Raw genomic sequence first — 24,131 nt, forward strand, 5'->3', positions numbered from 1 at the left:
GGACGGCTCTCGTCCCGGCTCAGATCTCGAACCAGCCGTGTCCCTGATACCAGTGACGGCCCGCCCTTAGATGGTCGCCGATCGCCCGCTCCAGCGTCGTGCGGCGCGGCAGCGTGTCCGGCGGCAGCTTCGGGTCGCCGAACACGAAGCCGACCGGATCGCCGTCGTCGGCCTCCTTGATCTCGTACGCCGTGCGGAAGCGGTTCTGGAAGGCGATGATGTTGGAGTCCTGCGGCAGATACTCGGCGAGCTGCGGGTCGAGCAGCCAGGAGTGGCACATGGCGATCCGGTACGGCTCCTCGGGGAAGTGGCGGGCGAAGAACTCCCGGGCGAGCGCGAGGGAACGGTCGCAGGCCCCGGGGGTGATCGGCCCGAGGAAGCCGGGGACATGCACATCCAGGGCCACGTCTTCGGGCCCGAGCGGCAGTCCGGCCGCCCGCACGGCCTCGCCGGCGCGGCTGCCGAGCCGGGAGCGCTGGAACTGCAGTCGCCCCAACTGGTAGATCTCGCCGCGGAAATGCAGGGCCAGCCAGCCCGGGATAGACAGCCCGCCCACCCCGTGGCGTCTGCGGTGGACGGCCATGTGCCGGCCGAGATCGGCGAGGGTGCGCCGGGAGATGTCGTCCGGGACGCGGCGCCCGCGGTGGTACGCCCGTACGTACGGCAGCGCCGCGACCAGCACGTACACCGGGAAGAAACGAGCCTGCGCGCCCGAGCCCTCCGGCATCCGTGGCGACCCCCCGCCACCGCCCGGCCTGCCCATGTCCTGGACCAGCTTGTGGACGCCCGTCTCAAGGAGTCTGCGCAGCCCGGGGTCCGTCGTCATCCGGCCCCGGAGCGCGAGGAGTTCGTTGATGTCCTCGTGCGGCACCGCGAGATCGAGCAGCACGCCGGCCAGCTCGTCCGATTCCGGCAGCTCCACGTGCCCGGTGGTCACCTGTGACGTCTCCCCTCCGGATCGGCTGGGCGGAAAATGCGCCCGGGACGGGACCCGAGGCGGGTGCATCCTAGGAGGTGGGAGATGGGATGGCCATGCGCACTGGGAGTGAACCGACGACTGCGCGCAGTCCCCTGCGGCTGCGACTCGGGCTGAGTGTATGGGGTCTGATCTGGGCCGCAGCGGGCACCGCGCTCTTCACCCTCGCGGACCACCCGGGCTGGGCGGCGGCCTGCGGCGTAGTGCTGCTGATCGCCGTGGTCGACCTGTCCGTGGTCCTGCACCACATCCACCAGGGCCCGCACTGGCAGCCGGGCCGCGACATTCCGCCCTACGAACCGGACCACGGCAACCCCCGCCGCCCGCGGCACGGACACTAGGGGTGTCTTCCGCTCATCCGCAGCCGGGTCGGGTCACGCCTCGCCGTCGAAGCGTGCCGCCTTCAGATACTCCGGCTTAGGGTCGAGCGCCGCCGCCAGCCGGAAGTGACGCTTGGCCTGCTCCGGACGGCCCGCTCGCTCGTAGGTGCGGGCCAGGGCGAAGTGGGCGAAGGCGTTGTCCGGCTCGCGCTCCAGGACCAGCTCGAACTCGAGCTCGGCCGGGCGCAGTTGGGCGGCGGCGAAGAAGGCGCGGGCACGCAGCAGCCGGGCCGCCGTGTTCTCGGGGTGGGCCGCGATCACCGAGTCCAGCAACTTCACGGCGCCGCGCGGATCCCTCGCGGCGAGCAACTGCTCTGCCGCGCGGTAGTCGATGACGTGCGTCTCCGGATTGCTCTTGGGCACGGTCGCATCCTTCCCCTCACTCCACGGTTCCAACACCGCCTCCGGGAGCGGTATTCCGATCAAACACCTTCCCCGCGCCCGGACTGAGGATGCCTAACGGGAGTCGCCCCCGGCGGCGACGGCCCGCTCCGTCAGCTCCGCCCAGACCTTCCGCACCTGCGGTTCCAGCTGCTCCAACGGCCCGTCGTTGTCGATGACCAGATCGGCGATCGCCAGGCGCTGCTCGCGCGTGGCCTGCGCGGCCATCCGCGCACGCGCCTCGGACTCCGCCATTCCGCGCAGCCGCACCAACCGGTCCAGCTGTGTCCCGGGTGCGGCGTCGACCACGACCACCAGGTCGTAGAGCGGCGACAGCTTGTTCTCGGCAAGCAGCGGTACGTCATGGATCACGACCGCGTCCGGCGCGGCCGCCGCCTCCAGCTCCATCGAGCGGGCGCCGACCAGCGGGTGGAGGATCGCGTTGAGCGTCGCCAGACGGTCGGCGTCGGCGAAGACGATCGAGCCGAGCTTCGGCCGGTCCAGCGCGCCCTCGGGGCCGAGAATCTCCGGGCCGAAGGCCTCGACGACGGCCGCGAGCCCGGGCGTCCCGGGCTCCACCACCTCGCGAGCGATCTTGTCGGCGTCGATCAACACGGCTCCGTACGACTCGAGGAGACGTGAGACTTCGCTCTTGCCGGCACCGATTCCGCCGGTCAGGCCCACCTTCAGCATGGCCCGCAGCCTACGCGAGCCGTTTACGCGTCGCCCTCCCGCTCGGCGAGGAAGCGTTCGAATTCGCGGCCGATCTCGTCGGCGGACGGCAGGTCGACGGGCTCCGCGACCAGATTGCCCCTGCTCTCCCCGCCCGCCATCGCGTCGTACTGGTGCTCAAGGCCCTGGACCAGGGCCACCAGCTCCTCGTCGCCCTCACCGATCTGGCGCTCGATCTCGGTCTGGGTGCGCTGAGCTTCCGTACGCAGCGAATGCGCAATACCCGGCAGGACGAGGCCCGTGGCGGCCGTGATCGCCTCCAGTGCGGTCAGCGCGGCGTCCGGATAGGAGGAGCGGGCGACATAGTGCGGCACATGGGCCGCCACACCGAGGACGTCGTGGCCGGACTCCATCAGGCGGTATTCGACCAGCGACTCCGCGCTGCCCGGTACCTGGGCCTCGTCGAAGGGGCTGCGGTGGCCCGGCATCAGGTCCGTGCGGTTGCCGTGCGGCGTGAGGCCGACGGGGCGGGTGTGCGGGACGCCCATCGGGATGCCGTGGAAGTTGACCGCGAGCCGCACTCCGAGCCGCTCGACGATCTGTCCGACGGCCGCGGAGAAGCGCTCCCACTCGACATCCGGCTCGGGGCCGGACAGCAGCAGGAACGGTGCGCCCGTGGCGTCCTGGACGAGCCTGACCTCCAGGCTCGGGGTCTCGTACGCACTCCAGCGGTCCCGCCGGAAGGTCAGCAGCGGGCGGCGGGCCCGGTAGTCCACCAGCCGGTCGTGGTCGAAGCGGGCCACCACCTGGTGCGGCAGAGTGTCCAGCAGGTTGTCGACGATCTGCTCGCCGGTCTCCCCCGCGTCGATGTATCCCTCGAAGTGATACAGCATGACCAGGCCTGCGGACTCCTGCGCCAGCGCCATGTCGACGACGGCGAGGCCCTTCGGCTCCCATTCGTACAAACCCTGCGGATCAAGCACGATTACCGCTCCTCCTCGTGTTCGTAGACAAGAACGACCGGTGACGCACGGACATTCCCACCTCACGCGATGAACACATCGCCGAACACATCGCCGCGGAGACCCAGTTCCCCCCAGGGGGGTACGCCATAACGAAAGTAAGGCCCGCTCCCCAGGGGGAGCGGGCCTTACTTTCAGCTAGTCACCAGCTGGGGCAGAGCGTCAGCTCTGGCCACCGGCCAGCTTCTCGCGCAGGGCAGCCAGGGCCTCGTCCGACGCCAGGGCGCCGGAGTTGTCGTCCGACTCCGAGGAGTACGAACCGCCCGTGACACCCGCGCTGGCACCCGCACTGGCGGCCGGGGCAGCAGCACCCTCGGCAGCGGCGGCCTCGTCGGCCTCGCGGGACTTGATGACCTGGGCCTGGTGCTGCTCGAAGCGCTGCTGCGCCTCGGCGTACTGGCCCTCCCACGCCTCGCGCTGGGTCTCGAAGCCCTCGAGCCAGTCGTTGGTCTCCGGGTCGAAGCCCTCGGGGTAGATGTAGTTCCCCTGGTCGTCGTACGACGCGGCCATGCCGTACAGGGTCGGGTCGAACTCGACCGAGGCCGGGTCGGCACCGAAGGACTCGTTGGCCTGCTTCAGCGAGAGGCTGATGCGACGGCGCTCGAGGTCGATGTCGATGACCTTGACGAAGATCTCGTCGTTGACCTGGACGACCTGCTCCGGGATCTCCACGTGGCGCTCGGCCAGCTCGGAGATGTGGACCAGGCCCTCGATGCCCTCGTCGACGCGCACGAACGCACCGAACGGAACGAGCTTGGTGACCTTACCCGGGACGACCTGACCGATCTGGTGCGTCCGGGCGAACTGCTGCCACGGGTCTTCCTGCGTCGCCTTGAGCGACAGGGAGACGCGCTCGCGGTCCATGTCGACGTCGAGAACCTCGACGGTGACTTCCTGGCCGACCTCGACAACCTCGGAGGGGTGGTCGATGTGCTTCCAGGAGAGCTCGGAGACGTGGACGAGACCGTCGACGCCACCCAGGTCCACGAAGGCACCGAAGTTGACGATCGAGGAGACGACGCCGGAGCGGACCTGACCCTTCTGCAGGGTGGTGAGGAACGTCTGGCGAACCTCGGACTGGGTCTGCTCCAGCCAGGCACGGCGGGACAGGACCACGTTGTTGCGGTTCTTGTCCAGCTCGATGATCTTCGCCTCGAGCTCCTTGCCCACGTAGGGCTGGAGGTCGCGGACACGGCGCATCTCGACGAGAGATGCCGGCAGGAAGCCACGGAGGCCGATGTCGAGGATGAGACCACCCTTGACGACCTCGATGACGGTGCCGGTGACGATGCCGTCCTCTTCCTTGATCTTCTCGATGGTGCCCCAGGCGCGCTCGTACTGGGCACGCTTCTTCGAGAGGATCAGGCGGCCTTCCTTGTCCTCCTTCTGGAGAACAAGGGCCTCGATCTCGTCGCCGACCTTGACGACCTCGTTCGGGTCGACGTCGTGCTTGATCGAGAGCTCGCGGCTCGGGATGACACCTTCGGTCTTGTAACCGATGTCGAGCAGGACCTCGTCCCGGTCGACCTTCACGATGACGCCGTCGACGATGTCGCCGTCGTTGAAGTACTTGATCGTCTCGTCGATCGCGGCGAGGAAGGCTTCCTCGTTACCGATGTCGTTGACCGCTACCTGCGGAGTGGTGGCGGTGGTCTCGGTGCTGCTCGTCATGTGGGAAAGGGCTCCGGTACGGACAGTGAGTCGTAGGTACTGCTACGCCGAGAGCCCGTATCGCAGCTGCAGAAGCCAGACAGCCTGGGAAGCGCCTCTCCGGATAAGAGGGGCGCCTCGTGAACCGAGGGGACATACATACAGATGCGAGCGCGGCCTGCTCTGTCTGAGGCGCGCAGGCCCGCAGCGCAACTTGTAGCATACGGGGGCAGCCGGACACGGTCAATGCGCGAAGGCGCACACCCGGTGCGGAATGCCGCATAAACGGCACAACTGACCACACGGCGGGGCCGTGTTCGGTTCAGAGCCACGGCCACACCGGCCGCCACTGGCCGCGCTGAACGCAAACTACAACGACGGTGACGATGTTCCAAGATTTTGAGCCGGAAGCGACTCGCCGTATCGCCGGCGACTCGGAGAGCAGCCGCGCGAGCCGCGGCTGGTGGGACCGGAACGCCGATGAGTACCAGACCGAGCACGGGGCGTTCCTGGGAGACGACCGCTTTGTATGGGGCCCCGAAGGGCTCGACGAGGCGGATGCCGGACTGCTGGGTCCCGCCGGGTCGCTGAAGGGGCTCGACATCCTGGAGATCGGGGCGGGCGCGGCACAGTGCTCGCGCTGGCTGGCGGCCCAGGGCGCGCGCCCGGTGGCCCTGGACCTCTCCCACCGCCAGCTCCAGCACGCGCTGCGGATCGGCGACGACATCGCGCTGGTCGAGGCGGACGCGGGTGCGCTGCCCTTCCGGGACGGCTCCTTCGACCTCGCGTGCTCGGCCTACGGGGCGGTGCCCTTCGTCGCCGACCCGGTCACGGTCTTCCAAGAGGTACGGCGTGTGCTGCGGCCGGGCGGGCGCTGGGTCTTCTCGGTCACGCACCCGATCCGCTGGGCGTTTCCCGACGAGCCGGGTCCCGAGGGTCTTGCGGTGGCCGCCTCGTACTTCGACCGCACCCCGTACGTCGAGCAGGACGAGCAGGGGCGCGCGGTATATGTGGAGCACCACCGGACGATCGGCGACCGGGTGCGGGACGTGGTGGCGGGGGGCTTTCGGCTGCTGGATCTGGTCGAGCCGGAGTGGCCCGCCTGGAACAGCCAGGAGTGGGGCGGCTGGTCCCCGCTGCGCGGGAATCTGATCCCCGGCACGGCGATCTTCGTCTGCGAGCGTGACTGAGGGGTGTCCCGGTGATCCGCGACGACGCCCTCGCAGGCCTTCCCGTACACAGCGCGGTGCCCGCGCTCACGCATGCGCTCGATACACACGGGTGCGCGGTGCTGTGTGCGCCGCCGGGGACCGGTAAGACCACGCTCGTACCGCTGGTGCTCTCGGGTCTCGTCGGAGGCGGCCCCGGGCGGCGCGTCCTGGTGGCCGAGCCGCGGCGGATCGCGGCCCGCGCGGCCGCGCGCCGGATGGCGTGGCTGCTGGGTGAGCGGGTGGGCGGCAAGGTCGGCTTCACCGTGCGCGGGGAGCGCGTGGTGGGACGCGGGACGGTCGTCGAGGTGGTGACGACCGGTGTGCTGCTCCAGCGGCTGCAGCGCGACCAGGAGCTGGCCGGGGTCGACGTCGTGGTCGTCGACGAATGCCATGAGCGTCATCTGGACGCGGACACGGTGGCCGCCTTTCTGCTGGATGTACGGGCCACTCTGCGGCCGGAACTGCGGCTGGTGGCGGCCTCGGCGACGACGGACGCGCAGGGCTGGGCACGGCTGCTGGGCGATGCGCCGGTGGTGGAGGCCAAGGGCGTCGCGCATCCGGTGGATGTGGTGTGGGCGCCTCCTGCCCGGCCCGTGCGGCCGCCGCACGGGATGCGGGTCGACCCCGCGCTGCTGACGCATGTGGCTTCCGTGGTGCGGCGTGCGCTGGCCGAGCGTACGGGCGATGTGCTCTGCTTCCTGCCCGGCGTCGGCGAAATCGTCCGGGTGGCGGGCCAGTTGAACGGTGTCGGCGCCGAGGTGCTCCAGGTCCACGGTCGGGCACCCGCCGCCGTTCAGGACGCGGTGCTGTCCGGCGGCCCCGGGCGCCGGGTCGTGCTCGCGACATCGGTGGCCGAGTCGTCGCTGACCGTGCCGGGTGTACGGATCGTGGTCGACTCCGGTCTGGCCAGGGAGCCGCGCACCGATCACGCACGCGGGCTGAGCGCGCTGACGACGGTGCGGGCCTCACAGGCGGCGGCCCGCCAGCGCGCGGGTCGGGCCGGGCGGGAGGCTCCCGGCGCGGTGTACCGCTGCTGGTCCGAGGCCGAGGACGCCCGGCTCACGCGCTTCCCCTCTCCTGAGATCAAGGTGGCGGACCTGACGGCGTTCGCCCTTCAGGCCGCCTGCTGGGGCGACCCGTCGGCCGAGGACCTGGCCCTTCTCGACGCGCCCCCGGCCGGTGCGATGTCCGCGGCGCGGTCCGTACTGACGGCGATCGGCGCGGTGGACGCGACAGGCCGGGCCACCGCACGAGGCGTACGGATGGCCCGGCTGGGCCTGCATCCCCGGCTGGCGCGTGCGCTGCTCGACGGCGCGCGGGAGGTGGGCGTACGCCGGGCCGCCGAGGTGGTGGCGCTGCTGAGCGAGGAGCCGCCGAGGGAGTACGGCGACGATCTGGCGGCGGTGTGGCGCACGGCGCGCAGGGGCGGCGACGCGTATGCGGCGCGGTGGCGGGCGGAGGCGGGCCGCCTGGCGTCGGGGCTGGATGGAGCCGGCCCGGCGTCTGAGGGACCAACACAGCAGGCCCGTCCGGCGATTGAGGACACGGCCGAAGGCCGTACCGCCGGCCTGGGGCACACCGACGACGCCGTCGTCGGGCTCGTCGCCGCGCTCGCCTTTCCCGAGCGCGTCGCGCGCGCCCAGGGCGAAGGCACCTTCCTCATGGCCTCCGGGACCGGGGCCGAACTCGGCGGCGGGTCGGGGCTGCGCAGTGCTCCCTGGCTGGCCGTCGCCGTCGCGGACCGGCCCGCGCATGCCGCGTCGGCGCGGGTGCGGCTCGCCGCCGTCATCGACGAGGACACCGCCCGCAGTGCCGCCGCGCATCTGCTCGTCGCGGGCGAGGAGGTCCACTGGGAGAGCGGCGATGTCGTCGCCCGCGAGGTGGAACGGCTGGGTGCCGTCCAGCTCTCCGTCCGCGCGCTGAAGGATCCGGACCCCTCTCTCGTACGCGCGGCGCTGCTCGACGGGCTACGGCGCGAGGGGCTCGGGCTGCTGCGCTGGACCCGCGACTCGGAGGGCCTGCGCGAGCGGCTCGCCTTTCTGCACCGGGTGTTGGGCGCACCCTGGCCGGACGTGTCGGACGCCGCGCTGCTGGACCGTACCGAGGAGTGGCTGGAACCGGAGCTGTCGCGGGCGCGGCGGCGGGCCGATCTCGGGCGTATCCAGGCGGCGCAGGCACTCCAGCGGCTGCTGCCGTGGGCGAGCGGGGACGCGGCGCGCCTCGACGAGCTGGCGCCCGAGCGGATCGAGGTACCGAGCGGTTCGCGGATCCGGGTCGAGTACGGCGGGGAGCAGCCGGTCCTGGCGGTCAAGCTGCAGGAGCTGTTCGGCCTGCGCGAGACGCCCACGGTCTCGGGCGTGCCGGTGCTGGTGCATCTGCTCTCGCCCGCCGGGCGGCCCGCGGCCGTCACCGCGGACCTGGCCTCGTTCTGGAGGGACGGATACCGGTCCGTACGGGCCGAGTTGCGCGGCCGCTACCCCAAGCACCCCTGGCCGGAGGATCCTTCGACGGCCGAGCCGACCCGGTACACCAAGGCACGCCTCAACCGGGACACCACCTAGCGGCGAAGGCCGTCAGGCGGGGACCGGCTCCGGATCGCGGTCCGCAGCGGGTGTCCGCGGCCGGCGGCTGCGGGCCTCCAGGAACAGCGCGAGCGCCAGCAGCCCGGTGCCGAGCACGACGAAGCCCCAGGGCAGATACGAGGTCATCAGCAGCACCATCCGGCGGTTCGACGTGATCAGGTCGACCGTGTGGTCCACATAGTCGGGGCGCATCTTCACATGCCCGGCGAACGCGGTGACCTTGTCCCGCCCGCCCAGCAGGGTGCCGCCGCGCAGCTCCTCCTGGTGGATCTCCTCGCCGTTGACGGGACCGCCGGTGACCGGGTCGACCCAGAACATCCGCTTCGTCGTGTACCAGCGGGTGGTTCCCGTCTGCTTCTCCAGCGTGGTCGCGTCGACGCCGGGGATAGGCATCTTCTTCGGGTAGGGCACCTTGGTCCAGGGGATGGTCTGCTCGAAGTAGTAGACCTCGAGCCCGCGGAACGTACGCGTCCCCCTGTAGTGGATGGGCGCGGACGTACGGGTCTGGGCGTCGAAGTACTCGTAGTCCCGCTTCTCGGTGAGGAAGGGCCACTTGAACTCGATGCCCTCGCGCCGGACCGCGTCCCCGTCGACCATTTCCCCGGTGGCGTGCACGGGTGCCTGACTGTGGGCGTCGAAGATGTAGCGCTCGGGAATCTGGGAGACCATCTTGCCGTCGGGTCCCTCGACGTAGGAGAGGGAGTCCCAGACGACGACATCGCGGCCCGCGCTGCGCTCGATCTTCTCGGACTCCTCCACATTGCCCTTGAGGGTCTGCACGATGGTGACCTTGGCGACCTGCTTCGCCTGGAGGGTGCCGTAGTCGAGGAGGGTCGCGGGCTTCGCCTCCAGCACCATCTCCTGGTACTGGCTGGGCGGGATCTTCACCAGCCGCGGGAACGCGTACCAGCGCAGCAGCGGTGACAGCGCGGTGAAGAAGACGGCGAAGGCAAGGAGTACGAGGCTCACTCTGCGGCGCATGGTCCCCTCCCTCCTACTTCTTGGGGCCGGGGACGCTGGTCAGCAGCGGCTTCGGAGAGGTCTCGCCGGGCGGCGCGCCGATCGCCGAAATGGCGACGACCAGGACGAGGGCGGCGGCAAGCCCGATGGCGGCGGCGACGAGGGCGCGCATGCTCGGCCTCCCGGGGGCTCGGATCCGGACGGATCTGATACAGCGTCAGGGCGGGGGCACCGTAGCAATCGAGCCGCGAGATGAGAACACGTTGCACCGCCCCTGTGCCGACGGGCGGCACAGGGGCGGTGCGGGAGCTGCTGGGTCAGGCCGCCGGTGCGGCGACCTTGAGCTCGATGGTCACGCTTGCGCCGCCCGCCGTGGTGAGGCGGAGCAGGAAGGTGCCCGTCTGGTCGTCCGCGTAGATCTTCGGGAGCTGCAGGACGCCGTTGGCGTCGGTCTTCAGGTCCGTGAGGGTACGGATCACGTTGCCCTGTGCGTCCTTGAAGTGGGGGCCCTTGTCGTTCACGGCCGGATTGTCCGCGGCGGTGATCATGGTGGCGGTGACCGCGACGCCCGCGGCGATGGCGCCCTTGTAGGTGGCCTTGACCTGGCAGGTGTCCGCGAACTCCGTGCCGGGGGCGGCCGTGAGGACCTTGTCGTCGGTCCTCGCGATGGCGTCCGCCGCCCGGACGGTGACGGTCGCGGTGAAATCGGCAGGCGGCAGCACCCGGCCCCCCTCGACCGTCGCCCGGACGGTGAAGTAGCCGGTCTTCTCGCCCGCGTGCAGGGTGGGCGATGTGACCGTGCCGTCGGCGCCGGTGGAGAGGACCACGGCCGCTTTCCCGCCGGTGAAGCGGGTGTCGGTGTCGCCGACGATCTCGAAACGGACGGCCTGGAACGGGACAGCCTTGCCCGCGGTGTTCTTCACCCGCACCGTGGGCCGCCCGGTGAAGTCGTGGCTGGCCATGGCGCTCAGCTCACCGGTGCCCGCGTCCTCGATACGCGCCACCGGCGACGGGGTCGGCGTGGGTGTCGGCGTGGGTGTCGGGGTCGGGGTCGGCTTGGGGGTGGTGGTGCCGGGCTTCGGCGGCGTGGGCGTCGGCGTCGGGGTGCCGCTGGGCGTGGGCGTGGGGGTGCTGCCGGGCGAGGTCTCGGGGTCGCTGCCGGGGCCGTTGGAGATCGGCAGCACACCGGCGCCGTCCGGGACCTCGTGGGTGCCGCGCTTGTAGTACTCGAACCAGGACAGGACCGTACGCAGATACTCCTGCGAGTGGTTGTAGCCCAGGATCGCCCTGTCGAGATCGGACCTGACCGCCAGGTCCCGGCCGTCGGCGCACAGATAGCGCCCGGCGGCGAGCGCGGCGTCGTAGATGTTGTTCGGGTCGCGGCGGCCGTCGGCGTTGGCGTCCTGGCCCCACCTCTCCCAGGTGGAGGGGATGAACTGCATCGGGCCGACCGCGCGGTCGTGCGTCGAGTCGCCGTCGTACGCGCCGTTGTCGGTGTCCGAAATGTTCGCGAAGCCGACCCCGTTGAGGACCGGGCCGAGGATCGGCGAGAGCGTGGTGCCGTTGGCGTCGACATTGCCGCCGCGCGCCTGGCCCGACTCCACCTTGCCGATGGCGGCGAGCAGTTGCCACGGCACATGGCAGCCGGGATCGGAGGCGGCTATGGTCCGCTCGGCCTGCTTGTACGCGGCGAGGACGGTGGCCGGAATGCCCGATTCCGTCGGACCGGTCACGGGGAGGTCCCCGGAAGTGCCCGGTTTGTCGGGGGTGCTCAGCGGCGGAAGGTCCGTGTAGTACGGGGAGTTGCCGGTGACCGGGGTGCCGGGCGGCGGGGTGGCGTCGGAAGCCCCCTGGCTGTCGCCCGTGGTGGCATGCGTGATGCCGGGAGCCCCTGAGGCGGAGAGTGCGGCCACGGCGGCCGCTGCCACGGCTGTGGTGGTGGCTCCCCTGCGCAGTCGGCGGCCGAATTGCGCTGCCATACGTCTGTTCCCTCCCCGTAGGCGGCGTCGGCGCTCCCCAGCGCCGGACTCAGGTGACCCTACGGCAACTACACACCCCGGGGCACCGGCCCCTGACCGCTTTTCACCAGCTCGCCACCTGCCGGTCGCCCGCAGTGCGGAGTTCGAACCCGGAGTTCGGCTCCCGAGTTCGAGCATCACGCATACTGGCGTCGTTGATCGATAAGGGTCGACAAGGGTCCAAAGCGTTCCAGGGGGGCACGACCATGCCGTTCACGCTGAGCCATGCCGCGGCGGTACTGCCGGGCATCCGCAAGGACGGGGCCGCGCGCGGACCGCTGCTCGCATCGGCGCTCGTGATGGGCTCGTTCGCCCCCGACATGACGTACTTCGCGGCCACCGCCGTCCCGGGCGGCATGGAGTTCGGGACGTTCACCCATGCCCCGCTCGGGGTGCTGACCGTGGACGTGGCGATCACGGCGGCGCTGGTGGCGGTGTGGGTGATGGTGCGTGAGCCACTGCTGGCACTGCTGCCGACCGCCTGGCAGGGGCGTGTTCACGCGTTCGTACGCGGGAGTGCGCAGCGCCGCACGGACCGGCGGCCCGTGGCCATGGCGGCGCGGTTCTATGTATCGGCGGTGCTGGGCGCGACCACGCATGTGATGTGGGACGCCTTCACCCACCACGGCGAGTGGGGCACACGTCTGCTGCCGGTCCTGAACGAGACGGTGGCGGGGATGCCCCTCTTCTCGTATGCGCAGTACGGCAGTTCGGTGCTGGGTCTGGTGGCGCTGGTGTGGTTCGCGGCGTCCGCGCTGCGTCAGCAGGCCCCGGTCACGGCGCCCCCGTCGGTGCGGCTGCTCGACGCACGGGGCCGGTGGCTCGCGTCGGCGCTGCTGGCAGGGTGCGTGCTGCTCGGCGTCATCCAGCGGTGCGCGCGCTGGTACGCGTACTACGGGCAGGCCGACTCGCCCCTGGACATCATCCCGACGGCGTGCTTCGGGGCGGGGGCGGGGCTGGCGGTGGGGCTTGTGCTGTACGGGGCGGGGATGCGGTGGCGCGGGCGCGCGGTGGAGCGGGTCTGAGAGGCGGGCGCTGCGCCTGCGGCGGGCCTGTTCCCCAGACCCCCGTACGCGACCTTCGGCCGCATGTCCTCAAACGCCGGACGGGCTGAATAATTCAGCCCCTCCGGCGTTTGAGGAGCGGGGTCCGGGGCGGAGCCCCGGCGGACGGCCCCCGCGGGACCCGCGTCAGTGCGCCGCCGACTCCCAGTCCGCGCCCACTCCCACCGAGACGTCCAGCGGCGCGCTCAGCGACACCGCCGCGGACATCTCCTTGCGGACCAGCTCCTCAACCCTCTCGCGCTCGCCCGGCGAGATCTCCAGCACGATTTCGTCGTGGACCTGGAGCAGCAGCCGGGAGGAGAGCTTCGCCTCCCTCAGCGCCCGGTCGACGTTCAGCATCGCGACCTTGACGATGTCCGCCGCGGTGCCCTGGATCGGGGCGTTGAGCGCCATCCGCTCGGCCGCCTCGCGGCGCTGGCGGTTGTCGCTGTTCAGGTCGGGCAGGTAGCGGCGGCGGCCGAGCATCGTCTCGGTGTAACCGGTCACCCGGGCCTCCACGACGACGCGGTGCAGATAGTCGCGTACGCCGCCGAAGCGCTCGAAGTAGGTGTCCATCAGGCCGCGCGCCTCGGCCGGCTCGATGTTCAGCTGCTGGGCGAGGCCGAACGCCGAGAGCCCGTAGGCCAGTCCGTACGACATCGCCTTGATCTTGCGGCGCATCTCGGCGTCGACGGCGGACTTGTCCACGCTGAACACCTGTGAGGCGACGGTGGTGTGCAGGTCCTCGCCGGAGGCGAACGCCTCCAGCAGGCCCTCGTCCTCCGACAGGTGCGCCATCACGCGCAGCTCGATCTGGCTGTAGTCCGCCGTCATCAGGGACTCGAAGCCCTCGCCGACCACGAAGCCACGGCGGATCGCGCGGCCCTCGTCGGTGCGCACGGGTACGTTCTGCAGGTTCGGGTCGGTGGAGGACAGGCGGCCGGTCGCGGCGACGATCTGGCTGAAGCTGGTGTGGACCCGGCCGTCCGCCGCGATCGTCTTGACCAGGCCTTCGACGGTGACCCGCAGCTTCGCCTGCTCGCGGTGGCGCAGCATGAGGACCGGCAGCTCGTGCTCGGTCTGGGTGGCCAGCCAGGCCAGCGCGTCCGCGTCCGTGGTGTAACCGGTCTTGGTCTTCTTGGTCTTGGGGAGATTCAGCTCGCCGAAGAGGACTTCCTGGAGCTGCTTGGGCGAGCCGAGGTTGAACTCGTGCCCGACGGAGGCGTGCGCCTCCTTCACGGCCTGCTGCACGGCACCCGCGAACTGCTGCTCCATGGCCTCCAGATGGGGCCGGTCGGCGGCGATGCCGTGCCGCTCCATGCGGGCGAGCAGGGCGGAGGTGGGCAGTTCGACGTCGTGCAGCAGCTCGGCCGCGCCGACCTCGGCCAGTCGCTCGGTGAAGGCGTCGCCGAGGTCGAGGACCGCGCGGGCCTGGGACATCAGGGCGTCGGCCTCGGCCTGCTCGTCCTCCGAGCCGAAGGCGAGCTGGCCGTCGGCAGCCGCGGGGGCGAGCTCGCGGCCCAGATACTCCACGGAGAGCGCGTCCAGCGCGAAGGAGCGGCGGCCCGGCTTGACCAGATAGGCGGCGAGCGCGGTGTCCATGGTGACGCCGTCGATGCGCCAGCCGTGCTCGGGGAACACCCGCATCGCGTTCTTGGCGTTGTGCATGACCTTCGGCCGGTCGGCGTCCGCGATCCAGTCGGCGAAGGCACGCTCGTCGGCTTCGTCGAGCTGGGTGGTGTCGAACCAGGCGGCCGGGCCCGCGGCGGAGGCGAGCGCGATCTCGGTGACACTGCCGGTGCCCAGCGCCCAGGTGTCGACGGTGGCCACGCCGAGCGGCTGGGTGCCGTGCTCCTGGAGCCAGGGGGCGAGCTCGCCGGTGCCGAGGACCGTGCCGTCCAGCTCGACGCCCGCGGCGGGGGCCGGGGCCTCGTCCTCCTGCGCGCCCGGGTCGACGGCGAGGAGCCGCTCGCGAAGGCTCGGGTTCCGGATCTCCAGTACTTCCAGGAACCCCTTCAGCGCGGTCCTGTCGTACGGCGCCCGCTCCAGGTCCGCGACGGACTTCGGCAGCTCCACGTCCCGTACCAGCTCGGTGAGATGGCGGTTGAGCTTGACCGATTCCAGGTGGTCGCGCAGTGCCTGGCCGACCTTGCCGTTGACCTCGTCGGCGCGCTCCACCAGCTCCGCGAACGAACCGAACTGACTGATCCACTTCGTGGCGGTCTTCTCACCGACACCGGGGATTCCGGGCAGGTTGTCCGACGGGTCGCCGCGCAGGGCCGCGAAGTCCGGGTACTGCTCGGGGGTCAGTCCGTACTTCTCCTGGACCTTCTCCGGGGTGAAGCGGGTCAGCTCGGAGACGCCCTTGGTGGGGTAGAGCACGGTGGTGTGCTCACTGACCAGCTGGAAGGAGTCCCGGTCCCCGGTGACGATCAGCACGTCGAAGCCGGCGGCCTCGGCCTGGGTGGCGAGGGTGGCGATGATGTCGTCGGCCTCGAAGCCGTCCACCGCGAACCTTACGGCGTTCATGGTGTCGAGGAGCTCGCCGATCAGCTCGACCTGGCCCTTGAACTCGTCAGGGGTCTTGGAGCGGTTCGCCTTGTACTCGGGGAAGTCCTGCGAGCGCCACGTCTTGCGGGAGACGTCGAACGCCACCGCGAAATGCGTGGGCGACTCGTCGCGCAGCGTGTTCGCCAGCATCGACGCGAAGCCGTAGATGGCGTTGGTCGGCTGGCCGGTCGCGGTCGTGAAATTCTCCGCGGGCAGCGCGAAGAACGCCCGGTACGCCAGGGAGTGCCCGTCCATGAGGAGCAGGCGAGGTCGGTTGTCTGCGGTCTTCTTCGATGCTGTCTCAGCCACGTCCACGATCCTGCCACGTGCCACTGACATTCCCGACCGTGGGAAGAGCGTGACAGGATCGAAGGCGTACGCAGCACACGCAGGCTCGAGGGAGAGCGCGATGGCCAGCAAGCCGCCCGCAGGTGATCCGGTCCAGGACGCGCCACAGGTCACGGCCCCGCAGCACGCGGCCGCGGGCCTCCCCGCCATCGGGCACACGCTGCGCATGGCTCAGCAGCAGATGGGAGTGCGCCGCAGTGCGCAGACGCTCCTCAAGGTCAACCAGAAGGACGGCTTCGACTGTCCGGGCTGCGCCTGGCCGGAGAGCGACAAGCGGCACACGGCGGAGTTCTGCGAGAACGGAGCGAAGGCGGTCGCCGAGGAGGCGACTCTGCGGCGGGTGACCCCCGAGTTCTTCGCGGCGCACAGCCTCGCGGACCTTGCTTCCCGCAGCGGGTACTGGCTGGGACAGCAGGGCCGTATCACCCAGCCCATGTACCTTCCCGAGGGCGCGGACCAGTACGAACCGGTCAGCTGGGAGCGGGCCTTCGCGATCATCGCCGAGGAGCTCACCGCGCTGGACTCCCCCGACGAAGCGCTCTTCTACACCTCCGGCCGCACCAGCAACGAGGCCGCCTTCCTGTTCCAGCTCTTCGCCCGCGAGTTCGGCACCAACAATCTCCCCGACTGCTCCAACATGTGCCACGAGTCCTCGGGCTCGGCGCTCACCGAGACGATCGGCATCGGCAAGGGCAGCGTCTCGCTGGAGGATCTCCACCAGGCGGATCTGATCATCGTGGCCGGGCAGAACCCGGGCACCAACCACCCCCGGATGCTCAGCGCCCTGGAGAAGGCCAAGAACGCGGGCGCGAAGATCATTTCGGTGAACCCGCTTCCCGAGGCCGGTATGGAGCGGTTCAAGAATCCGCAGACGCCGCAAGGCATGCTCAAGGGGACCGCTCTCAACGATCTCTTCCTGCAGATCCGCATCGGCGGCGACCAGGCACTGTTCCGGCTGCTGAACAAGCTGATCCTGGAGACCGAGGGCGCGGTCGACGAGGAGTTCGTACGCGAACACACCCATGGGTACGAGGAGTTCACCGCGGCGGCCGCTGCCGCCGACTGGGACGAGACGCTGGCCGCGACCGGCCTTGGGCGGGCCGAGATCGAGCGTGCCCTCGCCATGGTCCTCGCGTCCCGGCGCACCATCGTGTGCTGGGCGATGGGCCTGACCCAGCACAAGCACGCCGTGGTGACCATCCGCGAGGTGGTCAACTTCCTGCTGCTGCGCGGCAACATCGGCCGCCCGGGCGCGGGCGTCTGCCCGGTGCGCGGGCACTCCAACGTCCAGGGCGACCGCACGATGGGCATCTTCGAGCGGCCCTCGCCCGCCTTCCTGGACGCTCTGGAGAAGGAGTTCGGCTTCGCCCCGCCGCGCCACCACGGCTTCGACGTCGTACGGTCCATCCAGGCGCTGCGGGACGGCGAGGCGAAGGTGTTCTTCGCCATGGGCGGCAACTTCGTGGCGGCGACTCCCGACACCGAGGTCACCGAGGCGGCGATGCGGCGGGCCCGCCTGACCGTCCATGTGTCGACCAAGCTGAACCGTTCGCACACGGTGACGGGCAGCCGGGCGCTGATCCTGCCCACCCTCGGCCGTACCGACAAGGACATCCAGGCCGGCGGCCGGCAAGTGGTGACCGTCGAGGACTCGATGGGCATGGTGCACGCCTCCCGCGGCAACCTCACCCCGGCGAGCCCCCTTCTGCTCTCCGAACCGGCGATCGTGACCAGGCTGGCGCGCGCGGTCCTCGGCCCCTCCTCGGCGACGCCCTGGGAGGACTTCGAGAAGGACTACGGGACGATCCGCGACCGCATCGCGCGCGTAGTGCCCGGTTTCGAGGACTTCAACGCCAAGATCGCCCGTCCCGGCGGCTTCGCACTCCCCCACGCCCCGCGCGACGAGCGCCGCTTCCCCACCGCCACGGGGAAGGCCAATTTCACGGCGGCGCCGGTCGAGTTCCCCCAGGTGCCCGCGGGCCGGCTGCTGCTGCAGACGCTGCGCTCGCACGATCAGTACAACACCACGATCTACGGTCTCGACGACCGCTACCGGGGCATCAAGGGCGGCCGCCGGGTCGTCCTGGTGAACCCGGAGGACGCTCAGGAGCTGGGCCTCGCGGACGGTTCCTACACCGATCTGGTCAGCGAGTGGAAGGACGGCGTGGAGCGCCGAGCCCCCGGCTTCCGGGTGGTGCACTACCCCACCGCCAGGGGCTGCGCGGCCGCGTACTACCCGGAGACCAATGTGCTCATCCCGCTGGACTCCACGGCCGACACCAGCAACACCCCGGCGAGCAAGTCCGTGCTGATCCGCTTCGAGCGCCCGCAGTGACGGCCGGGCGCCCGCGCGTGAGGAGCACTCGCGGGAAAGGCACCTCCCGCTAAGCGTTCGCTCAGGCATCTGATAAGACGGTGCACACAGCACGCAACGTACCGAGATCGGAGCCGGACCCCCATGGGCGAGCAGAGAACCGTGAAGTTCCCGCAAGAGGTCATCGACGAATACGCAGCGCTCGGGGTCGACCTGCCCGCGCTGTTCTCCGCCGGGGATCTGGGCAATCGCATGGGCGTCGAGATCGTCGAGGCCTCGGCGGACCGTGTCGTGGGCACGATGCCGGTCGAGGGCAACACCCAGCCGTACGGACTGCTGCACGGCGGCGCCTCCGCCGTCCTCGCGGAGACTCTCGGCTCGATCGGCTCGATGCTCCACGGCGGGACCACCAAGATCGCCGTCGGCGTCGACCTCAACTGCACCCACCACCGTGGTGTCCGGTCCGGCCTGGTCACGGGCGTGGCGACACCCGTGCACCGCGGCCGCTCCACGGCGACGTTCGAGATCGTCATCTCCGACGAGCAGGACAAGCGGGTCTGCACGGCCCGTCTGACGTGCCTGCTGCGCGATGCCGCGGGTCCGGCCGGGGGCTGACCGTCCCGGCCATTGTCGCGCCCCGGGCCGGCGTCTAGCGTTCCTCGTATGAGGCCAGGACCACCGCCCCGGGGCGGGCTGTTGCTCGTGTGCGCGCTCGCGTTCGCGATCGCCGCCCTCGCCGGCTGCGGGGGCGGCTCGCGCGGCGAGGGCCGTTCATCCCCTTCGCCTCGGACCACGTCCCCGGAGAAGCTGTGCGAGCAGCTGATATCCCACTGGGCACGGGTCGTGCTCGACGGCGGGAAGCAGGCCAACCTGGACTACCAGGCCATGGGTCTGTCCGACGGCCAGAACCGGATCCTGCTGGACGTCACGGCCGCCGCACGCGCCGAGCAGAGGCGCCAAGGGCAGGCTGCCGCACGGAAATTGATTGACAGTCAGGCTGCAGCCCGGTGCGCCGAGCGCTACCGTGACGGGACCCCGACTGGAGGCCCCTGGCAATGAGCGGAGTCGGCCCGGTGGAGCCGGGCGATGGCACGTACGCGCCGGACGACGACTTCGCTCCCTCTCCGGTTCGGCTCGCGAACAGCCGGGCGGCCGACTTCGCGGCGCGACATCATCCCGCCCTCCTTGCCGCCGCCCTGGCGGGGATCCTCGCCGCGGGAGCGTCGTACCTCTATGTGACCCGGCCGACGCCGCCCCCGCCGCCGCCCACGCCGTGGCCGGCGCAAGCGGTCGCGCTGGCTTACGAGGCACCCGCCCGGCCGGTCGCAGCGGACGACTCGTTCGACTTCACCGTCACGTTCAGTACGACCTCAGGACCCCCGGTCACGGTGGAGCGGATTACCCAGACCTCGGCAGGTCTGTGGGTGTCGAGCAATCCTTTGACGCCGTTCACTGTGAGTTCTGGAAAGCCACGCAAAGTACTCGTTACGGTTCACGTGTCGGAATGCCGATCAGTGGCACGGAATGCCGGGCTTCCTTTCCTCGACGTAACACTGCGTAATGCTCGCGCAATCCAAGAACACAGTTACATTCTGGGCGATCGGTACGCCCGAGACCTGGCCAGAGCGGTTGGCACTGCGTGCCACCAAGGTCAGATGTCAGGACTCAAACCCACGAACGGTCCTGCACGTTCTCAGCATGCGGACAAGACGAACCGGCCTGAATTCCCCCGTTCCACCCTCGAAAATCCGCTATCCATTACGTCGCGGCATAACAAGAGCGTCACATCATTGCCCAGACCACTCCACCTCCCCCAATACCGCGCTTAGAGTCACCGCCAGTCACCGCGCCGCCGGATTACCTCAGAGTTCGGTTCCAGCGCTCGACTCGGTACGTCCCATGGGGGGCGGCCGTGCCAGGTGAAAGGACTGATCGTGCGTCAACGTTCGCTAGTAGCCATCACGGCTGCGCTCACCGCGGGAGCCTTGTCGCTCACCGCCTGTGGCTCGCGCGACGACAAGAACAGTGGGGCCGAGGGCGGCGGTACCACGGTCGTCATCGGCATCGATGCCCCGCTGACCGGTGAGCTCTCCGCTCTGGGTCTCGGCATCAAGAACTCTGTCGACCTCGCGGCCAAGCAGGCCAACGCCAAGAAGTACGTCAACGGCATCACCTTCAAGGTGGAAGCCTTCGACGACCAGGCCCAGCCGTCCTCCGGACAGCAGAACGCCACCAAGTTCGTCGCCAACAAGGACGTCCTCGGTGTCGTCGGCCCGCTGAACTCCTCCGTGGCCGAGTCCATGCAGAAGGTCTTCGACGACGCGAAGCTCGCCCAGGTCTCGCCCGCCAACACCAACCCGGCCCTGACCCAGGGGCCGAAGTGGAACGGCGGCGAGAAGGCTCGCCCGTACAAGTCGTACTTCCGCACCGCGACGACGGACGCGATCCAGGGTCCGTTCGCCGCGCAGTACCTCTTCAACGATGCCAAGAAGAAGAACGTCTTCATCATCGATGACAAGAAGACGTACGGCGCCGGTCTCGCCGCCACCTTCAAGGCGGAGTTCGAGAAGCTCGGCGGCAAGGTCGCGGGCACCGAGCACGTGAACCCTGACACCAAGGACTTCGCGGCCGTCGTCACCCAGATCAAGAGCTCCAAGGCCGACGTCGTCTACTACGGCGGCGAGTACCCGGTCGCGGGCCCGCTCAGCAAGCAGATCAAGAAGTCGGGTGCCGCGATCCCGCTCGCCGGCGGCGACGGCATCTACAGTGCCGACTTCATCAAGCTCTCCGGCAAGGAGGGCGTGGGCGACCTCGCCACCTCCGTCGGCGCGCCGGTCGAGGAGCTCCCCTCGGCCAAGGACTTCGTGGCCAACTACAAGGCGGCCGGTTACAAGGAGGCCTACGAGGCCTACGGCGGCTACTCGTACGACTCCGCCTGGTCGATCATCGAGGCCGTGAAGAAGGTCGTCGAGGGCAATGACGGCAAGCTTCCCTCCGATGCCCGCGCCAAGGTCATCGAGGCCCTGCAGGGTGTTTCCTTCGACGGTGTGACCGGCAAGGTCGCCTTCGACGAGTTCGGTGACGCCACCAACAAGCAGCTCACGGTCTACAAGTACGAGGGCACTGCCTGGAAGGCCGTCAAGTCCGGCACGTTCGCCGGCTGATCGTCAGTCCGTAACACCTCACCTGCCGCGCGGGGCGTCGCAAGACAAGCGCCCCGCGCGGTGTCACATCCGTCGAAAGACTCGGAGGACCTGCGGTGCACGAACTGCCGCAACAGCTGGTCAACGGCCTGCTACTGGGATCCATGTACGGGCTCGTCGCCATCGGCTACACGATGGTTTATGGCATTGTCCAGCTCATCAACTTCGCCCATGGCGAGATCTTCATGACCGGAGGGTTCGGGGCCCTCACGGTCTGGCTCATCCTTCCCACCGGCACCACCATGTGGCTGGCTCTGCCGCTCATGCTGGTCGGAGCGATCATCGTCGCCACCACCATCGCGGTCGGCGCGGAACGCTTCGCCTACCGTCCACTTCGCACCGCACCCCGCCTCGCCCCGCTCATCACCGCCATCGGCCTCTCCCTGGCCCTTCAGCAGGCGGTGTGGGCCTGGTACCCCGAGGCGAAGTCCTCCCGTACCTTCCCCGAAATCCCCGGCGGCCCGTTCCACTTCGGCAGCATCACCATCCAGACCGGTGACGTCTTCCTGCTGATAGCCGCCCCCATCTGCATGGCGATCCTCGCCTTCTTCGTCATGAAGACCCGCACCGGACGCGGTATGCAGGCCACTGCCCAGGATCCGGACACGGCCAAGCTCATGGGCATCAACACCGACCGCATCATCGTGGTCGCGTTCGCCCTCGGCGCGGCATTCGCCGCCGTCGGAGCCGTCGCGTACGGCCTCAAGTACGGCGAAGTCAACTTCCGCATGGGCTTCATCCTCGGTCTCAAGGCGTTCACCGCGGCCGTCCTCGGCGGTATCGGCAACATCTACGGCGCCATGCTCGGCGGTCTCGCCCTGGGCATCGCCGAAACCATGGCCACGGCCTACATCAACGACATCCCCGGCATGCAGCAGCTCGGCGGCCAGTCCTGGGCCGACGTCTGGGCCTTCGTACTTCTCATCGTCGTGCTCCTCGTCAGGCCACAGGGCCTCCTCGGCGAGCGCGTCGCGGACAGGGCGTGACACCGATGACGACACAGACCACGACCGCGGACACTCCGCGTACCCCGGCCGACAGCGCACAGACGGGCCTCATCGCCCTCCCGCCGCACATCGCGCGAGCGGTGGCAACCGGCGGCGGCGCTCTCACCGTCATCTCCGCGTTCCTCGCCTGGACCTGGACAGCCGCCTTCCCCGGCGACCTCACGGTCTACGGATACCCGGGCGGACTCCAGTGGCTCGTCCTCATCGCGGGCGCACTGACCACCCTGTTCGGACTCTCCTCGTACGGGGTCAAGGGCCTGAAGTGGCTCGCCCCCGCGGGTGCCGACAGCTCCATCAGGCTCGCCGCACTCGCCGCCTTCTCCACCACCTGGTTCACGCTGATCGCCATCAGCTACCAGCTCGGCGGCCTCGCCAACCTCGAGCCCGGCGGCTTCATCGCGGGAATCGCCACCCTGGCCACCCTCATCGGCGCCCTCGCGCTGCCCTTCGAGCGCCCGGAGCCCGACCCGGCGGACCCCGACGACGCCGGCTGGGACCAGTTCCGGCACAACGCCCGCGCCTCCTTCACCACCTTCAAGGCGGCCTTCGCCAGCGGCACCGCACCGGCCCCCCGCAAGATGTCCTCCTACGTCGAGATCCTGCTCATCGTCGCGGCACTCAGCTTCGGCCTGGTCGTCTTCACGTACGGCATCGGCACCGAGTACGACGAGCTGTTCATCGGCTTCCTCATCACCGCCGGTTTCGGCTTCGCCGCCCTCTTCAAGGCCGGCCTGGTCAGCCAGCTGTCCGTGCTCACCGCACGGCACCGCACGGTGACGATGGCGGGCGCCTTCGCCACGGCCGCCGCGTTCCCCTTCACGCAGTCCGACGACCAGTACGCGACCATCGGCGTCTACATCCTGATCTTCGCCACCGTCGCCCTCGGTCTGAACATCGTCGTCGGCCTCGCCGGACTCCTCGACCTCGGTTACGTCGCCTTCCTCGGCGTCGGCGCGTACGCCGCGGCCATGGTCTCCGGATCGCCGTCCTCGCCGTTCGACGTCCACTTCCCCTTCTGGGGAGCGGTCCTCGTCGGCGCCACCGCGTCCATGGTCTTCGGCGTCCTCATCGGCGCCCCGACCCTGCGACTGCGCGGCGACTACCTCGCGATCGTGACGCTCGGCTTCGGTGAGATCTTCCGGATCACCGTCAACAACCTCGACGGCACCTCCGGCCCCGACATCACCAACGGGTCCAACGGCATCTCGTCGATCCCGAACCTGCAGATGTTCGGCTTCGACTTCGGGATCGAGCACAGCATCTTCGGCGTCACCATCGGCCGGTTCGCGAACTACTTCTTCCTGATGCTGCTGATCACCCTGATCGTCGTGGTGGTCTTCCGCCGCAGCGGTGACTCCCGCATCGGCCGCGCCTGGATCGCGATCCGCGAGGACGAGACCGCGGCGCTCGCCATGGGCATCAACGGCTTCCGGGTCAAGCTCATCGCGTTCGCTCTCGGTGCGACCCTCGCCGGCCTCGCCGGTACGGTCCAGGCCCACGTCACCTACACCGTGACGCCCGAGCAGTACCAGTTCGCCCACGTCGTCCCGCCGAACTCGGCCTTCCTGCTGGCCGCGGTCGTCCTCGGCGGCATGGGAACGATCAGCGGACCGCTCGTCGGCGCCGCGCTGCTCTACCTGATCCCCGCCAAGCTGCAGTTCCTCGGCGACTACCAGCTTCTCGCCTTCGGCCTCGCGCTCGTACTCCTGATGCGCTTCCGGCCCGAGGGACTCATCCCCAACCGGCGCCGCCAGCTCGAGTTCCACGAATCCGCGGAAGCGCCCACAGTCCTCAGCAAGACAGGGGTCTGATCC

General features: G+C 69.8%; 19 protein-coding genes. 10 read left to right on the plus strand and 9 right to left on the minus strand.

What is annotated here, in order from left to right:
- Window positions 1-19 precede the first annotated feature (19 nt).
- Complete coding sequence (locus tag OG741_RS10290) at window positions 20-937, minus strand: acyltransferase domain-containing protein (protein WP_405596477.1); 918 nt, start codon at window positions 935-937, stop codon at window positions 20-22.
- 95 nt (window positions 938-1,032) lie between these two features.
- On the opposite strand from OG741_RS10290, the gene OG741_RS10295 reads away from it, so the two are divergent.
- Window positions 1,033-1,317: a DUF6343 family protein gene (locus OG741_RS10295; protein WP_266478994.1), complete on the plus strand. Its 285-nt coding sequence runs from the start codon at window positions 1,033-1,035 to the stop codon at window positions 1,315-1,317.
- 33 nt (window positions 1,318-1,350) lie between these two features.
- On the opposite strand, the gene OG741_RS10300 is transcribed toward OG741_RS10295, so the two are convergent.
- The 4 genes from OG741_RS10300 to rpsA form a co-directional block, all read right to left on the minus strand.
- Window positions 1,351-1,719: a tetratricopeptide repeat protein gene (locus OG741_RS10300; RefSeq protein ID WP_405596478.1), complete on the minus strand. Its 369-nt coding sequence runs from the start codon at window positions 1,717-1,719 to the stop codon at window positions 1,351-1,353.
- A gap of 93 nt (window positions 1,720-1,812) precedes the next feature.
- Window positions 1,813-2,430 (minus strand): dephospho-CoA kinase, encoded by a 618-nt coding sequence (coaE, locus tag OG741_RS10305; RefSeq protein WP_405596479.1) that lies wholly within the window; start codon window positions 2,428-2,430, stop codon window positions 1,813-1,815.
- A 23-nt stretch (window positions 2,431-2,453) separates the two neighbouring features.
- On the minus strand, window positions 2,454-3,392 hold the full coding sequence (locus tag OG741_RS10310) for a PAC2 family protein (RefSeq protein ID WP_405596480.1): 939 nt from the start codon (window positions 3,390-3,392) through the stop codon (window positions 2,454-2,456).
- A 201-nt stretch (window positions 3,393-3,593) separates the two neighbouring features.
- Window positions 3,594-5,102: a 30S ribosomal protein S1 gene (rpsA, locus tag OG741_RS10315; protein WP_405596481.1), complete on the minus strand. Its 1,509-nt coding sequence runs from the start codon at window positions 5,100-5,102 to the stop codon at window positions 3,594-3,596.
- A gap of 365 nt (window positions 5,103-5,467) precedes the next feature.
- Here rpsA and OG741_RS10320 point away from each other — a divergent pair, with 365 nt between their 5' ends.
- Together OG741_RS10320 and hrpB are read left to right on the plus strand one after the other, a co-directional pair.
- Entirely contained in the window at window positions 5,468-6,271 is an 804-nt protein-coding gene (locus tag OG741_RS10320; protein WP_405605498.1) for a class I SAM-dependent methyltransferase, read from the plus strand.
- Window positions 6,272-6,282: 11 nt separating this feature from the next.
- Complete coding sequence (gene hrpB / locus OG741_RS10325) at window positions 6,283-8,853, plus strand: ATP-dependent helicase HrpB (RefSeq protein ID WP_405596482.1); 2,571 nt, start codon at window positions 6,283-6,285, stop codon at window positions 8,851-8,853.
- Between the two features lie 12 nt (window positions 8,854-8,865).
- Here the strand turns inward: hrpB and OG741_RS10330 are convergent, their stop codons facing one another.
- The 3 genes from OG741_RS10330 to OG741_RS10340 form a co-directional block, all read right to left on the minus strand.
- Window positions 8,866-9,855: a DUF3068 domain-containing protein gene (locus OG741_RS10330; protein ID WP_405596483.1), complete on the minus strand. Its 990-nt coding sequence runs from the start codon at window positions 9,853-9,855 to the stop codon at window positions 8,866-8,868.
- A 13-nt stretch (window positions 9,856-9,868) separates the two neighbouring features.
- Entirely contained in the window at window positions 9,869-10,006 is a 138-nt protein-coding gene (locus OG741_RS10335; RefSeq protein WP_324977293.1) for an SPW_0924 family protein, read from the minus strand.
- Window positions 10,007-10,151: 145 nt separating this feature from the next.
- Entirely contained in the window at window positions 10,152-11,813 is a 1,662-nt protein-coding gene (locus tag OG741_RS10340) for a lytic murein transglycosylase (RefSeq protein WP_405596484.1), read from the minus strand.
- Between the two features lie 245 nt (window positions 11,814-12,058).
- On the opposite strand from OG741_RS10340, the gene OG741_RS10345 reads away from it, so the two are divergent.
- Window positions 12,059-12,877, plus strand: coding sequence for a DUF4184 family protein (locus OG741_RS10345; RefSeq protein ID WP_405596485.1), 819 nt, complete (start codon window positions 12,059-12,061; stop codon window positions 12,875-12,877).
- Window positions 12,878-13,042: 165 nt separating this feature from the next.
- Here the strand turns inward: OG741_RS10345 and polA are convergent, their stop codons facing one another.
- Window positions 13,043-15,754 (minus strand): DNA polymerase I, encoded by a 2,712-nt coding sequence (polA, locus tag OG741_RS10350; protein WP_405596486.1) that lies wholly within the window; start codon window positions 15,752-15,754, stop codon window positions 13,043-13,045.
- A 100-nt stretch (window positions 15,755-15,854) separates the two neighbouring features.
- On the opposite strand from polA, the gene OG741_RS10355 reads away from it, so the two are divergent.
- The 6 genes from OG741_RS10355 to OG741_RS10380 all read left to right on the plus strand — a co-directional run bounded on the left by OG741_RS10355 (window position 15,855) and on the right by OG741_RS10380 (window position 24,128).
- Complete coding sequence (locus OG741_RS10355) at window positions 15,855-18,128, plus strand: FdhF/YdeP family oxidoreductase (protein WP_405596487.1); 2,274 nt, start codon at window positions 15,855-15,857, stop codon at window positions 18,126-18,128.
- Between the two features lie 123 nt (window positions 18,129-18,251).
- Window positions 18,252-18,722 carry a PaaI family thioesterase gene (locus tag OG741_RS10360; protein WP_405596488.1) on the plus strand — a complete coding sequence of 157 codons (471 nt, stop codon included), beginning with the start codon at window positions 18,252-18,254 and terminating at the stop codon, window positions 18,720-18,722.
- Between the two features lie 48 nt (window positions 18,723-18,770).
- The gene (locus tag OG741_RS10365) at window positions 18,771-19,166 is read left to right on the plus strand and encodes a hypothetical protein (protein ID WP_405596489.1); all 396 of its coding nucleotides are present in this window, start codon (window positions 18,771-18,773) and stop codon (window positions 19,164-19,166) included.
- An 875-nt stretch (window positions 19,167-20,041) separates the two neighbouring features.
- On the plus strand, window positions 20,042-21,271 hold the full coding sequence (locus tag OG741_RS10370) for a branched-chain amino acid ABC transporter substrate-binding protein (RefSeq protein WP_266477515.1): 1,230 nt from the start codon (window positions 20,042-20,044) through the stop codon (window positions 21,269-21,271).
- Window positions 21,272-21,366: 95 nt separating this feature from the next.
- Window positions 21,367-22,296, plus strand: a complete 930-nt coding sequence (locus tag OG741_RS10375; protein WP_266477513.1) for a branched-chain amino acid ABC transporter permease — start codon at window positions 21,367-21,369, stop codon at window positions 22,294-22,296.
- 5 nt (window positions 22,297-22,301) lie between these two features.
- Window positions 22,302-24,128 carry a branched-chain amino acid ABC transporter permease gene (locus OG741_RS10380; protein WP_405596490.1) on the plus strand — a complete coding sequence of 609 codons (1,827 nt, stop codon included), beginning with the start codon at window positions 22,302-22,304 and terminating at the stop codon, window positions 24,126-24,128.
- Window positions 24,129-24,131 lie beyond the last annotated feature (3 nt).

Source organism: Streptomyces sp. NBC_01410 (genome assembly GCF_045040195.1).
Classification (GTDB): domain Bacteria; phylum Actinomycetota; class Actinomycetes; order Streptomycetales; family Streptomycetaceae; genus Streptomyces.